This window comes from Streptomyces sp. NPDC030296 (assembly GCF_055572815.1).
The window spans coordinates 66585-80853 of the sequence record NZ_JBVICQ010000010.1 but is presented as its reverse complement, the minus strand read 5'-3'; the positions used below and the strand labels follow the sequence as shown (position 1 = coordinate 80853).

General features: G+C 72.3%; 11 protein-coding genes. 9 read left to right on the top strand and 2 right to left on the bottom strand.

The genetic code is table 11. The features are described from left to right. The first annotated feature begins 21 nt into the window (after positions 1–21). The 4 genes from ACZ4Z3_RS27665 to ACZ4Z3_RS27650 all read left to right on the top strand — a co-directional run bounded on the left by ACZ4Z3_RS27665 (position 22) and on the right by ACZ4Z3_RS27650 (position 4647). Positions 22–663 (top strand): HAD family acid phosphatase, encoded by a 642-nt coding sequence (locus tag ACZ4Z3_RS27665; RefSeq protein WP_468503552.1) that lies wholly within the window; start codon positions 22–24, stop codon positions 661–663. A 77-nt stretch (positions 664–740) separates the two neighbouring features. Further along, the gene (locus ACZ4Z3_RS27660) at positions 741–1133 is read left to right on the top strand and encodes a PPOX class F420-dependent oxidoreductase (RefSeq protein ID WP_468503551.1); all 393 of its coding nucleotides are present in this window, start codon (positions 741–743) and stop codon (positions 1131–1133) included. A 169-nt stretch (positions 1134–1302) separates the two neighbouring features. Continuing rightward, on the top strand, positions 1303–2067 hold the full coding sequence (locus tag ACZ4Z3_RS27655) for a peptidoglycan-binding domain-containing protein (protein ID WP_468503550.1): 765 nt from the start codon (positions 1303–1305) through the stop codon (positions 2065–2067). A 189-nt stretch (positions 2068–2256) separates the two neighbouring features. Next, complete coding sequence (locus ACZ4Z3_RS27650) at positions 2257–4647, top strand: SpoIIE family protein phosphatase (RefSeq protein WP_468503549.1); 2391 nt, start codon at positions 2257–2259, stop codon at positions 4645–4647. Positions 4648–4719: 72 nt separating this feature from the next. On the opposite strand, the gene ACZ4Z3_RS27645 is transcribed toward ACZ4Z3_RS27650, so the two are convergent. Then, positions 4720–6627: a phosphatase PAP2 family protein gene (locus ACZ4Z3_RS27645; RefSeq protein ID WP_468503548.1), complete on the bottom strand. Its 1908-nt coding sequence runs from the start codon at positions 6625–6627 to the stop codon at positions 4720–4722. 94 nt (positions 6628–6721) lie between these two features. Further along, complete coding sequence (locus ACZ4Z3_RS27640) at positions 6722–7633, bottom strand: N-acetylglucosamine kinase (protein WP_468503547.1); 912 nt, start codon at positions 7631–7633, stop codon at positions 6722–6724. A 240-nt stretch (positions 7634–7873) separates the two neighbouring features. Here ACZ4Z3_RS27640 and ACZ4Z3_RS27635 point away from each other — a divergent pair, with 240 nt between their 5' ends. The 5 genes from ACZ4Z3_RS27635 (at position 7874) to ACZ4Z3_RS27615 (ending at position 14260) form a co-directional block, all read left to right on the top strand. Beyond that, positions 7874–8992: an ROK family protein gene (locus ACZ4Z3_RS27635; protein ID WP_468503546.1), complete on the top strand. Its 1119-nt coding sequence runs from the start codon at positions 7874–7876 to the stop codon at positions 8990–8992. Positions 8993–9270: 278 nt separating this feature from the next. Continuing rightward, entirely contained in the window at positions 9271–10593 is a 1323-nt protein-coding gene (locus tag ACZ4Z3_RS27630) for an extracellular solute-binding protein (protein ID WP_468503545.1), read from the top strand. A gap of 126 nt (positions 10594–10719) precedes the next feature. Continuing rightward, positions 10720–11640, top strand: a complete 921-nt coding sequence (locus tag ACZ4Z3_RS27625; RefSeq protein WP_468503544.1) for a carbohydrate ABC transporter permease — start codon at positions 10720–10722, stop codon at positions 11638–11640. Then, entirely contained in the window at positions 11637–12539 is a 903-nt protein-coding gene (locus tag ACZ4Z3_RS27620) for a carbohydrate ABC transporter permease (protein WP_468503543.1), read from the top strand. The genes ACZ4Z3_RS27625 and ACZ4Z3_RS27620 overlap by 4 nt, the downstream gene beginning before the upstream one ends. A gap of 2 nt (positions 12540–12541) precedes the next feature. Continuing rightward, positions 12542–14260 (top strand): hypothetical protein, encoded by a 1719-nt coding sequence (locus ACZ4Z3_RS27615; protein WP_468503542.1) that lies wholly within the window; start codon positions 12542–12544, stop codon positions 14258–14260. Positions 14261–14269: the final 9 nt, after the last annotated feature.

Here is a 14269-nt window from a genome sequence, read left to right as displayed (position 1 = left end):
TCACATGCGAAGGGGACGAACATGACAGCTAGCGGTGTGGGACGCCGCGTCACGACGGTCGCCGCGGTGGCCGTCCTGAGTCTGGGCGGTTCGCTGACCGCCGCGGTGCCGGCGGCCGCCGCCCCGAGCCGGGCGGCGGTGAGCGCGGCCGCGGCCGCGGCCGCCGAGGTCGACTACGCCACCTGGCAGAAGGACGTGAAGGCCGTCGTCGACACGGCGACGCCCTATGTGCAGCAGCGCACCACGAACACGTCCGGGCGCAAGCTCGCCATCGTCTTCGACATCGACAACACCACGCTGGAGACGCACTACACGCCCTGGTACAAGCTGCCCACCCCGGCGCTGAAGCCCTCCCTCCAGCTCGCCCAGTACGCCAAGTCCCGCGGCGTCGCCGTCTTCTTCGTCACCGCCCGCCCGGGGATCATCGAGAGCATCACCGAGTGGAACCTGAAGTCCGTCGGCTACCCCGTCGACGGCCTGTACGTCCGTGACCTGCCCGACCTGTTCGCCGAGGTCTCCGCCTACAAGACCGCCTCGCGCGCGGACATCGAGTCCGACGGCTACACGATCATCGCCAACGTCGGCAACAACACCACCGACCTCGTCGGCGGCCACGCCGAGCGCACCTTCAAGCTCCCGGACTACAACGGCCTGCTCGACTGACGCCGCCCGTCCTCGCGAGCCGCTCCTAGCGGTACGGCCGCCGGTCCGACCGGCGGCCGTGCACCTACACTCCGCCCATGGCCGACACCACACTCGACGCGCTCGGCGCGGGCAAGTACCTGCTGATCACCACCTACCGCAAGAACGGCACCGCCGTCCCCACCCCGGTGTGGGTGGTGCGGGACGGTGACGCGCTCGGCGTCTGGACGGTCGCCGACTCCTGGAAGGTCAAGCGGATCCGCAACCGCGCCGATGTCGCCGTCGGCCCCTGCGACGTCCGCGGCAACCCCACCGGGGAGTCCGTCCCCGGCCGCGCCGAGATCCTCGACGCGGCCGGCTCCGCCGCCTACCGCCGGCTCATCGCCCGCAAGTACGGCATCCTCGGCCGCCTCACCCTCCTGGGCAGCCGGCTCCGCCGGGGCACGGACGGCACCGTCGGCATCCGCGTGACCCTGACGCCTGACGCCTGACCTCTGGCTCCCTGCGGGGCCCGCGGCCGCACCGACGGGCCCGGCTGGGAGGTCGTCGCCGTGCTCCCGGCCGCGACGCCGAGCGGCGGATGAGCTGAACCCTCCGCCCGGTCCTCCCGTATCTCCTCACGGGGATGGCGGGAGACCGCTCGCACGGAAGGAGAACAGCGTGTCGATGCCGCCCGAACCAGGGCAGACGACGAAGCGTCCCACGATCGAACCCACATACGTGATGCGACGCCGCCGGACCGAGGCCCTGGCGGAACTGCTGCGTGAGTTCGAGCTGTACAAGGGGACGACGGCCCCCAAGGAGGAGTACGAGACCGTCGCCGTCCCGCCCCCACCCGCCCCGGACCGGCCGACGGCACCGGACCCCGAGCGCATCCTGCCCCGGACGGACGAGTACGAGACCGAGGAACTCCCGCCGGTGCGGGTCGGCGAGGACTTCGCCACCGGCGCCGCCCCGCGCGCCGAGCGACGGCCGAGGAGACGCCCGACACCCGGCGGGGGAGCGGGCCTCAAACGCGCGGCGGTCGTCGTCGGCGTCGGCGCGGCGGCCCTCCTGGGCTTCGGCGCCGCGCTCCTCCTCCCCGGCGGTGAGACCCGGCCGGAGGCCCGCCCGGCCAACCCCACCCCGTCGGCACCGGCCGAGGACGCGCCCACGCCCTCCGCCCCGGCCCGTGACGCCGCCGCCGACCCCGACGGGCCCGGCACCCTCCGCGAGGGCGACAGCGGCCCCGAGGTCTCCGAACTCCAGCAGCGCCTGCGGCGCATCCCCAACGTGTACGACGACGGCCCCACCTCGGGCGAGTACGACGTCGTCCTCAGAGAGGCCGTCGCCCGGTTCCAGCTCTGGTACGGCATCCGCGGGGACGAGACCGGCGTGTACGGCGACGACACCCGCAAGGACCTCGAATCCCGCACCACGGCCTAGGAACGCCCGCCGGAAACGGAACCGCCCTTCGTCACCGGAACCGCCGCTCGACACAGGGTCCGCCGCACGCGCCGGAACCATCCCGCGTACCGGAACCGCCGGGCGGCGCCCGCCGCGCGGCGGTTCCGGGCCCTCTGGCCCCGGCCCATCCGGGTTGTTGCCCCGCCACGATCGGACCATCCTGGCCATATGGTGACGAAGGCGTCCGGTGCTCGGCGGGCGGCCACGGCCGACGAGGCGATGGCGGTGGTCGACGCCGACGGCCTCGTCTCGGACTGGAGCGAGGGCGCGCGCCGGCTCACCGGGTACACCGCCGACGACGTCGTCGGACAGCCGGCGGCCCACCTGGTCGAAGGGGACGCGACGGCGGCCCGCCGGGCGCTGCTCGCGCACGGCGAGACACTGCTGACCCTGCGGTACCGGGACGGCCGGCCCCAGCGGACGGCCGTGCGGCTGGTGCCCCTGCTGGGCGGGACCGACAGCCGACGGGGGTTCGTCGTGGTCGCGAGTCCGAACCCGCCCGAGAGCGCCCTCGGCGAGCTGGCCTTCCAGCAGGCGTCCATGTCCATGTCGGTCTTCGACACGGGGCAGCGCTGTCTGCGGATGAACGACGCGGCGTGCCGGGCCATGGGCCGGCCGGAGTCCGAGTTCCGGCACCGGCACTACTCGGAGACCGTGGAGGACGCCGACCACAGCCGCGGCTTCCTGCGGCATCTGGAGATGGTCGTGGAGACCGGCCGGCCGGTCCACTACGAGAGCTGGACCAGTTCGCCGTCCGGCCGCCGCACGCACGCCTGGAACCTGGAGATGTGGCCGGTGCGGGACCGCACCGGAGCCCTCATCGGCACCGCCCTCGCCGCGTTCGACAGCAGTGAGCAGCACTGGGCACGCCAGCGCCTGGCCCTGCTGAACGAGGCCGCCGGTTCCATCGGCACCAAGCTCGACGTGGTCCGCACCGCCCGCGAACTCGCCGAACTGATCGTGCCCCGGCTCGCCGACTTCGCCAGCGTCGACCTCCTGGAGTCCGTGCTCCAGGGCGAGGAACCCGAGACGGGCCCGGCCGACGGGGGCGTCGAACTGCGCCGGGCCGCCCACCACTCCGCCACGCCCGGCGTCCCCGAGGCGGCGATCGGCCTGGGCTCCGCCGACCTCTATCCGCCCTTCTCGCCGCCCGCCCGCGCCCTCCTCGGCGGCGAGCCCGTCCTCGCCAGGACCGGCGACCACGACCTCGACACCTGGTTCGCCCGGCACGACGCCCGCTCCGCCAAGCTCCGGGACGCCACGGAGCACGAGCTGTCCCTCATGGCCGTACCGCTCGTCGCCCGCGGTACCACGCTCGGCGTCGCCGTGTTCGTCCGCAGCCTCACCCCCGAGCACCCCGACGCGTTCGACCAGGACGACATGATCCTCGCCGAGGAACTGTGCGGCCGGGCCGCCGTCTGCGTGGACAACGCCCGCCGGTACACCCGGGAACGCTCCACCGCGCTCGCCCTCCAGCGCAGCCTGCTACCGAGGGCGGTGGCGGGCCAGGCGGCCGTCGACTTCGCCTCCCGCTGTCTGCCCGCGCTGTCGCAGGCCGGGGTGGGCGGCGACTGGTTCGACGTGATCCCGCTGTCCGGCACCCGGGTCGCCCTGGTCGTCGGGGACGTCGTCGGACACGGCATCCCCGCCTCGGTCACCATGGGCCGGCTGCGCACGGCCGTGTGGGCGCTCGCCGACGTCGACCTGCCGCCCGACGAACTCCTCACCCACCTCGACGACCTCGTGGAACACCTCGCGGCGGGCGACGACAGCGGCGGCGGGGAGATCGGCGCCACCTGCCTGTACGCGGTGTACGACCCGGTGGCCCGCACCTGCTCGATCGCCTCGGCGGGCCACGTACCGCCCGTCGTCGTACGGCCCGACGGCCAGGTGGACGTCATCGACGTGGTGGCGGGACCGATGCTGGGCGTCGGCGGCCTGCCCTTCGAGTCGACGGAGCTGGACCTGCCCGAGGGCTCGGTCCTCGCCCTCTACACCGACGGCCTCGTGGAGGCACGGGACCGGGACGTCGACACCGGCACCGCCGCCCTCCGCGCCTCCCTGGGCGGGCCGCTCGGCAGCCTGGAACGCGCCTGCGACACCGTGCTCGGGGACCTCCTGCCGGACACCCCGGCCGACGACGTGGCCCTGCTGCTGGCCCGCACCCGCGCCCTCGACGCCGAACAGGTGGCCGTCTGGAACTTCGCCGACGACCCCTCCCTCGTCGCCGACGCGCGCAAGCTCGCCACCGACCAACTGGTGCGCTGGGGCCTGGAGGACGCCGTCTTCGTCACCGAACTCGTCGTCAGCGAACTCGTCACCAACGCCATGCGCTACGGCGGCGCCCCCATCGAGCTGCGGCTCATCCGCGACCGCACCCTCATCTGCGAGGTGTCCGACGCCAGCAGCACCTCGCCCCATCTGCGCCGGGCCCGCACCTTCGACGAGGGCGGCCGCGGCCTGCTCCTCGTCGCCCAGCTCACCGACCGCTGGGGCAGCCGCCCGAGCGGCGCCGGCAAGACCATCTGGGCCGAACAGGCGCTGCCGCCGGCCCCCTGAGACGACGGTAGGGGGCGGCTGCCGCCGCCCCCTACCTCCTCACCGCCGTGCGGTCCTCCTGCTCGTGAGGTGCTACTTCCGCCGCAGCCGCACCGCCACACCGTGGCCGGTGCAGACCTGCTCGGCCGTCCAGCCCTCGACGGCGACGGTCACCTCGGAGAACCGGCCCCGCAGGGAGTGCGCCCCGAGCACCGCCACCGTGCTGCCCGAACGCGGCGGCTGCCCGGCGTCGAAGCGGACCACCAACTCGCTGCCCCGCTCCAGGACCGCGCGCCCGTCCACCACGAGGGCCGGGTCGGCGCCCCGGTCCAGCGTCACGTCGAGGACCCCGGCCTGCGTGTACCCGCCGCGGACCCGGACCGTGCGGTCGCCCGTGCTGAGCGTGCCGCCGCCCTCCACCCGCACGTCACCCCGGCCGAGGGCCTCCTTCGAGCCCGCCGCGAGCACACCGGCCTGCACCGTGGTGCCGCCCGTGTACCGGTTCGCACCGGTCAGCGTGAGCGTGCCGCCGCCCCGCTTGACCAGGCCGCCCGGGCCCGCGATGTCGTTGCGCCAGGCGTCGGCCCCGTGGAAACCACCGAGCGCGGCGTCCAGCGTGACGGTGACGTCCGAGTCGAAGGCCCCGTAGCCGTCCGCCGCCGCGAACAGGTTGAGCCGCCCCCACTGCTCCCAGCCGTCCAGCAGCACATACCCGGACGGCAGCGCGGTCGTGCGCAGCACCTCGCGACGCTGCGCCGCGTCGAGGTACGGCAGCCGCGTCTCCAGCAGGACCTCGGCGCCCTTGGGCACGGTCAGCCCCTGCGAACGGCCCCGCCGGGTCAGCACGTACGTCAGCTTGGGCTCGACCAGACGTGCGTTGGCCCCGCGGTCGGCGTACCGGTCGTCGGGGTCCGAGTGCGCGTAGGCGAACAGTGTGTCCGCCGTCGTGCCCGTCCTCGCCTGGAAGTACTCGGCGGCCTGCTTGCGCGCGGCGGCCTTGAGCGCGGTGTTCTCCGGCTTGTACAGCACGGCCGCGGCGAGCGCGGTGGCCATGATCCGGCCGCCCATGACGTCGACCGTGGAGTGCATGCCGGACATGATCCGGGTGTGGCTCAGCTCGAAGGCGCGGGTGATGATCTCCTGGAAGCGCTCCGGGACCGCGTACGCGTAGGCCAGGGCCGCCAGGTGGAAGGCGTTGGTGTGGCCGCTGGGGAAACCGCCGTCCTCGGCGGGGACCTCGCTGCGCTGCCGCAGCAGCTGCTTCACGACGACGACGTCGGAGTCGTACACCGGGAACCCGAGCTCGTCCTTCTGCCCGGTGTCGACGACCTCGCTGTCCTCGTTCATCCGCCACGGGCGCGGGTACTGGAACGTCAACTTGGCCGGGTTGCTGGAGGTGAAGTCCCCGCGCACGGTGTCGACGAGCTTGGCCACCAGGCCCAGGTCGGAGTCGTGGGAGCCGGCGCCCAGCGCGGAGCCGGCGGGCGCGTCGGCGGGCACCGCGTCGTTGATCTTCGTCGCCGGTATGCCGTCCGGGGCGGCGGTGATCGAGGTGACCGCCTTGGCGCCCGAGCGGTACAGCTCCGCCAGCGGGCCGAGCGCGCCGATCATCGCGTAGCTCTGGTGCTGCCGGTCGTAGACGAAGGCCTCACGGGCCTGAGCCTCGGTGCGGCGGCCGGTCAGACGCGCGCAGTAGCGCATGTTGGCGCGCAGGATCTCCGGCAGCAGCGGGGTGCCGGTGTTCCAGGCGCCGCCGGTCTTCCAGATCTCGGCGAAACCGCCGAGCGCCCGGACCACGGCGTTGGTCTCAGGGGTCCGGTTCGACGTGATGTTCGTGCTGTAGTCGTCGACGAACGCGGCGAACGCGGTGGCGGCCTTGGCCTCGGGAGCCTGCCACAGGTTCACGAGGGTCGGAGCGGCGAGGAGGCCGGCCGAGACGCCGAGGGAGTTCCTGAGGAAGTGACGCCGATTGAACGTGTGGTGCCCGGCAGATGACGGCATGGAGATGCCGCTCCTTTCGCGTGGGGTGATCGTGCGGGCTGAGCGTGGAGCTGACGTACGACCGGCACATGTCCGGTCGGCGGCGGGCCGGTGATCAGGATCCGGCCGGCCGCAGGAGGGATCGCGCGAACGCGACCGCCCCCTCGACCGGCGGCACCTGGAGGGGCTGCGGCCGGGCGAGGGGGAGTGTGTGGGTCAGGGCGACGGCGAACGCCGAGTACAGGGCGGGCCGCGACAGGATCGTGCCGCCCGCGACCACCACGTCGTCGACGGTGACCCCGCGCGCGGCGAGCCGCTCGACGAGCGAGGCGAGGGCGCGGCCCCCGTCGTCGATCACCCGGTGCGCGAGGACGGACCCCTGCTCGGCGGCCTCGAACACCACGGGAGCGTGCCGGCCCCACTCGGCGGACATGTCCGTGGCGCTCTCCAGGGCCGCGCCCAGCGCCGGGACCTCGCGCACGTCGAAGGAGGCGATCAGCAGGCGGGCCAGCGGGTCTGGGGCCTCGCCGCGGTCGTGCGCCGCCCAGACGGCACGGGCCGCCTCACGGACCAGGCCGGCCGCGCCGCCCTCGTCCCCGAGGACCGCACCCCAGCCACCGACCTGCACCGGCGTGCCGTCGGCACGGCGCCCGACCGCCACCGAACCGGTGCCGGCGACCAGCGCCGCGCCCTCGTCGAGACCGGCGGCGGGCACGAGCAGTTCGGCGTCGCCCACGACCAGGCACGGCACCTGAAGCCGAGCCTCCAGCGCGAGGCGGATCTCCTCGCACTGCCGGGGGGTCTCGCAGGCGTGCGCGCCGACCGCCACGGCAGCCGGCGGGACCCGCGCGGGCACCACCTCCTCGACCAGCGCGGCGAGCCACTCGGTGGCCGCCGCCGGGTCGTGCGGTCGCCAGCCGCGGCTCGTACGGACGTGGTCGGCGACGGTCTCCGTCCCCGTGGCAGCACGGAGATGGGTCTTGGTGCCGCCCACGTCGATACCGACCGCGGGTCTGAACTCCTGCACGGCAGGCCTCTCTCGTCGTTGCGTTGCGATGGGCGCTGCGACGGCGGGCGAACCGTGCCTGGACACAGAAAAGTCTGTGGGGGGTGCTCGGGAAGCCCCGGGACGGGCCTCTGCTGGTGCGGCAGGCGAGTACCGCTTGACTTCGTTAGGAAATTAACTAACGAATTAGGGAGCGTCAAGAGGTTCGGACCCGGATGCCGCACGACCCGTGCGGACCGCCGCGGCACGACTGGGGAGACCATGTACCTGAGCGAGAGCGCCCGCACCGTGTTCGCCGTGCTGGCGACCACGTGCACCGCCACCCGCCCCCAACTGGCCGCCGGGGCGGGCCTGTCCAAGCCGACCGTCTCGTCCGCCGTGGCCGAGCTGGAGGCGGCCGGACTCGCCGCCTGCTCGGGCACCGCCTCCGGCGGCACCGGACGCTCCGCCGCCGTCTACGGCCTCGGGCCCGCCGCCGGCGCCGTGCTCGCCGTCGACCTGGGCCCGAGCCGCACCCGGGTACGCGGCTGCGCTCTCGACGGCACCCTGCTCGCCGAGGGCGCCGGCTCCCGGCCCGACGCCGCGGCGGTGGTGAGCGGGGCCCTCGCCGAGCTGCCGCCGGGCGCCCCGCTGCGGGCCGTCGTGGTGGCGGTCGGCGACGTGACCACCCGGAGGGAGGGTGGCGGGGAGCGCCCGGCGACCGCCAAGGCGGGCCCCGTCTTCGACGCCATGTCCGTCGCCCTGCCACCCGGCGTCCCGGTCCACCTCGAGAACAACGTGAACTGCGCGGCGCTCGCGGAGCTCCATGAGGGTGCCGCCCGCGGCCGGGAAACCTTCGGCTACCTGCGGATCGGCGTGGGCATCGGCCTCGGGGTGGTCATCGGCGGCCAGGTGCTGCGCGGCGCGAACCACGCCGCCGGTGAGGTGGCCCGGCTGCCCTACCCGTGGGACGCGGACCGGGAACCGCGCCACGAGGGCCTGGAGGCGCACCTCGGGGCGGGTTCCCTGCTCCGGCGGGCGGCGGGCGCCTGGCAGGACGCCGACGGGCCCTGTCCGAGCACCGCCGAGCGGCTGTTCGCCCTGGCCGACGAGGGTCACCCCAGGGCGTGCGAGGTGGTGGGGCGGCACGCCGCCGACGTGGGCCGGCTCGCCGCCGCGGCCACGGCCGTGCTCGACCCCGGCCTGATCGTCCTGGGCGGCGCCGTCGGGTCGAACCCGCAGCTCCTGCCCGGTGTGCGGGCCGAGCTGGCCCGGCTCAGCTGGCCCACCGAGGTGGTGAGCAGCGCGCTGGGTGAAAGTGGCACCGTCGTGGGGGCCAGTCGGCTGGCCGTGGCCCGAGGAATCCAAACCGTGACCGGAGGGGTGCGAGTGGAGGATTGACGGACTCCATGGACATCTGCCAATGTCCGGACAAGCGCTTTCTAAGTCGGCCGGGAACGCCGGCTTGGGGCGAGTCTCCCAGCCCGTACGAGACGTACGGCAACCGCACGAGGGCGTGCCCGTGCGGTGACGGCCACAGCGGCCGGGGATACCGCTCCGCGTGGACGACGCGGCCGGGCGAGGCCGCGCCCCCGGAAAGCGACTTCACCTGCAAACTGCACCTGTGCCGCCTCGGTCGGCGCCGTGCTCTGTCCCCTACGACGAAAAAGGGAACGAAGATGATCACTGTGGGTGTGCGGCGCTCCCGCCGACTCGGCCGCGGCGGTATGCGCCGCCTGGTTCCCCTCGCTGCCGTCGCCACGGCGGGCGGCCTGCTGCTCTCGGCCTGCGGCGGGGGATCCGAATCGGGCGGGACCTCCAAGTCGCTGACGTTCTGGATCTCCACGGTTCCGGGGCAGGACGCGGGCTGGAAGAAGATGGTGGCGCAGTACGAGAAGGAGACGGGCGTCAAGGTCAAGCTCGTCAACATCCCCTACGACGGCTACACGACCAAGCTGCACAACGCCGCGCAGGCGAACTCCCTGCCCGACGTGGCGGCCGTCCCGGCGCTGGACCCGATCTGGTCGAACAAGCTGATAGACCTCAGCTCCATCGCCGGCAAGAAGAGCAACAACATCAACGCCAACTTCCTCGCGAAGGACAAGTCGGGGAAGGTGCTGTCCATCCCCTCGGACGTCACCGCGTCCGGCATGTTCATCAACAAGTCCCTCTTCGAGAAGGCCGGCGTCTCCTTCCCGACCTCGCCCGAGAAGACCTGGACCTGGACCGAGTTCATCAAGGCGGCGAACAAGGTCCGCGAGAAGACCAAGGCCAAGTACTCCCTGACCTTCGACCAGTCGCCGTCCCGGCTGCGCGCCATGGTGTACGAGATGGGCGGCAAGTACGTCCACGCGGACGACTCCGGCAAGTTCTCGGTGGACGCGGCGACCAAGAAGGCCGTGAACACCTTCGTCGGCTGGAACGACGACAAGACCATGCCGAAGTCGGTGTGGACCAGCGGCGCCGACCCGTCGGCCATGTTCCAGAGCGGTGACGTCGTCGCCTACTGGTCCGGTGTGTGGCAGGTCCCCGCCTTCGCGGAGAGCATCAAGAAGTTCGAGTGGGCGAGCGTCCCGACCCCGGCTCAGCCGGTGCAGGCCAGTGACGTGAACGCCGGTGGCAACATCGTCGGGTTCAACAACAACGCCGACGCGGCCGCCGCCGCCAAGAAGTTCCTGTCCTATCTGTACGAGCCGGACAACTACCGTGCGCTGTGCGAGGCTTCCGGCTTCCTGCCGGTCGAGAGCGGTCTGAACCCGAAGTACCCCTTCAAGTCCGAGGCGGCGCAGGCGGCGTTCAAGCTGTACAACGAGTCCATCCCGCTCTACGACCCCATCTCCGGCTACTTCAACGGCGCGCAGACGCAGTGGGTGCTGAACGGCAAGAGCCTCACCGAGGACCCGACCAAGACGGAGCTCGGCAAGGCGATCAACGGCCAGCAGTCGGCCGACAAGGCCCTGGAGAACATCGTGGCCGGCTACAACCAGCAGGTCGGCGGCTGACGCGGGCCGACGGCCCCGGGCGGCGGGAGCGGGACACCGCCGCCCTGGGGCCGTCGGGCCCCGCGTGATGCCGGGCTCATGGCCTGGGCCCACCGGAACCCCATCCACCAGCACGGAGTCAGGAACATGACAAAACGCGCCTCGGACGCCTCAACCGTGTCCGTGAGCCCGCCCAGGAGACGCAGCAAGTACACCCTCGCGCCGCTCGTCCTCATCGCGGCCAATGTCGTCCTCTTCGCGCTGTTCTTCGTCTGGCCGGCGGTCATCGGGCTCGTCTACTCGTTCACCAACTACACGGGTGTGGGGGTTCCCCAGTTCACGGGACTGGAGAACTACAGGAACCTGGTCGGGGACTCCACCTTCTACCACGCGCTGACCCGGACGCTGCTGTACACCGTTCTCTTCGTCCCGCTGAACTTCGCTCTCTCGCTGCTCGCCGCCAACCTGGTGGTGAGCAAGCACGCCAAGGGCACGTCGGTCGCCCGCGTCATCTTCTTCATCCCGTGGCTGCTGTCGCCCATCGTCGTGGGCGTCCTGTGGCGGTGGCTGTTCGGTGAGAACTTCGGACTGGTCAACTACGTCATCGGCGAGCTGGGCGGCAGTGCCGTCCCGTGGCAGTCGAACGCGGACCTGTCGCTGCTCGTGGTGGTGATGGCGGCGTCCTGGACCTGGACGGGCTTCACGATGCTGCTGTTCATCGCCGCGATCAAGAACGTGCCGGTGTCGTACTACGAGGCGGCCTCGCTCGACGGCGCCGGCCCGTGGCGCCAGTTCTTCAGCATCACCCTGCCGAGCATCGCGCCCACCTCGTTCATCGTGATCCTGCTCAACACGATCAACGCGATGAAGGAGTACCCGGTGTTCGTCGCCCTCAACAACGGCGGACCCGGCACGTCGAACAACCTGCTCGTCCAGTACATCTACGAGACCGGCTTCAAGCGGGGCCAGATCGGCTACGCGAGCGCCGCTTCCTTCGTGCTCATGCTCATCCTGATGGCCGTCGCGATCATCCAGCTGATCGTCAACCGGCGGATGGAGAACCGATGACAACCACAGACATCCCGCGCCCGGTCGACGCCGGGCCCGGACGGGCCGTCTCCAGGACGGGGCCGCGCAAGCCGGCCACCGGTGGGCTGCGGCGGGCGGTGCCCGCGACGACACTGCTGTGGATCATGGCGTGCCTGTACGGGTTGCCGGTGCTGTGGTTCATCCTCAGCTCCCTCAAGCCGGCCAGCGACCTGTTCTCCTATCCGCTGTCGCTGGTGCCGCACGACCCCACCCTGTCCGGCTACATGACGGCGTGGCGCAGTGCCAACTTCTCCCAGTACTTCATCAACACGACCATCGTGTGCGTGATCACGACGATCCTCACGGTGGGTGTCAGCTGCTGCACGGGGTACGCGCTCGCCAAGTACGACAACCGATGGCTCAAGGCCTTCTTCATCTGCATCCTCGCGACCACCATGCTGCCGGGTGAGGTCATGCTCGCCCCGTCGTTCCTGGTCGTCCGCGACCTGGGCCTCTACAACTCGTTCGCCGGCATCATCCTCCCGGCCGTGCTGACCGCGACCGGATGCTTCATGTTCCGCCAGTTCTTCCTGACGGTCCCCGACGAACTCGTGGAAGCCGCACGCATCGACGGAGCGCGGGAGCTGTCGATCTTCGTGCGGATCATGGTGCCGCTGTCCCGGCCCATCATGCTCACCCTCGCCATCCTGTCCTTCCAGTGGCGGTGGAACGACTACATCTGGCCGCTGTTGATGCTCAACGACCCCAACAAGTTCACCGTGCAGATCGGTATCCAGAGCATCGTCGGCGCGCAGAACATCAACTGGTCGGTCCTGCTCGGCGCCTCGGTCATCTCCATGATCCCGCTGATCGTCGTCTTCCTGGTGTTCCAGCGCTACGTCATGAACGCCGACATCAACGCCGGACTGAAGGACTGACCTTGCCCACCCCGCTCGACCACGAGTTCCTCCGCGCGGCGGCCCGTGCCGCCGACCGGTGGGCCGCCCCGCTCGCGGCCCGCCCCGACGAGGAGCCCGCCGGTGAGCCCCACCGGGCACTCGCCCGCCGGGTGAAGACCCTGGTCGCGGCGTACCGTTCCCCGGATTCGGCACTCCACGGCAGCGAGCGGGCCGTCGCCGCCGCGACGACCCACCTCGCCGCCCTGCGGGCCGCGCAGACCACCACCGGCCTCTTCGCCGGCGGCGACAACGTGCAGTCACCACCGGACTCCGCGTTCACCGTCAACGACGTGTGCGACGCGCACGTCCTCGCCGCCGGGGCGGGACCGGACCTGCACGACGTCACGGCGGCGCTCGCCGAGATCGCCGGCGCCGCCACGGAAAGCCTCCTGACCGGAGGGGTGCACACCCCCAACCACCGCTGGGAACTGTGCGCGGCGCTCGCCCGGCTGCACCGGTCGTTCCCCGACCAGCGGCTCCTCGACCGCGTCGAGGAGTGGCTCGCCGAGGGCGTCGACATCGACGCGGACGGCCAGTACTCGGAACGGAGCGCCAACTACGCGGCCCATGTCTCCAACCCGTCGCTGCTGCTCCTCGCCGACGTCCTCGGCCGAGCCGACCTGTCGGACGCCGTCGAACGCAACCTCACCACGACCCTGGACCTGATCAGGCCCGACGGCACGGTGGAGACCGTCCACTCACGACGACAGGACCAGCACCACCCGTTCCCACTGGCGCCCTACCTGCCGCACTACCGGCTGCTCGCGATCCGCACCGGCCGCGGCGACCTCGCCCGGGCCGCACACCTGGCGGCCGCCGGCGGCATCGACGACCCCGACCTGCTCGCCCGGACCCTCCTCACCCCGGACCTGGCCCGCACCCTGCCGGACCCGGCGGCGGAAACCCTTCCGCGCCACCGGTACCTCACCACCGCCGGTCTCGCCGCACGCGCGACGGCCACCGCGCACACCGTGGTGTACGGCGGCTCCGACGTGCCCGCGCACCGGCGCGTCCGCTCGGGCCTCGCCTGCAACCCCACCTTCCTGCGCCTGTTCGCCGGCGACGCCGTCCTCGACGCGGTCCGTCTGTCCCGCGGGTTCTTCGACCTGGGTCCCTTCCGCGCCGCCGCCATGGAACAGGCCGCCGACCACCGGTACCGGCTCACCGAGACCCTCACCGCCGCCTACTACCAGCCGCTCCCGAAGGGGGACAGGCGCGACGACGGCGGCTACCGGCTGGTGGACGAGGGCCGCTTCTCCGCCGCGATGGCGTTCCCCGACCGGCCCCGCGACGAGGTCACCCACACGACCCGCGTCGAGGTCGACCTGCGGGAGGACGGCGCCGACCTGCGGATCGACATCAGCGGCCCCCGGGTGCCCTGGGCCCTCGAACTGACCTTCCGGCCGGGCTGCGCCCCAGAGGGCGCCGTACCGCTCGGCGAGGGACGCTGGTGCCTGACCACCGGGCCGATGACCTACCGGGCCGGCGACGACGAGATCCGGGTCGAGGCCACCGTCGAGGCGGGCGGCCCGCTCGCCGGGCCCGACCGGAGCGACGTCCTGCGGTACGACCCGGGTCAGGACCACACCGTGGTCGGGGGCACCGACGCCACGACCGGGAACCGCGTGTACATCGGTGGCCTCGGCCCGCACACCCTGACCGTCGCCCTGCGCGCCCACCGGCACGCCCCCGCCGCATGACTCCGCCCC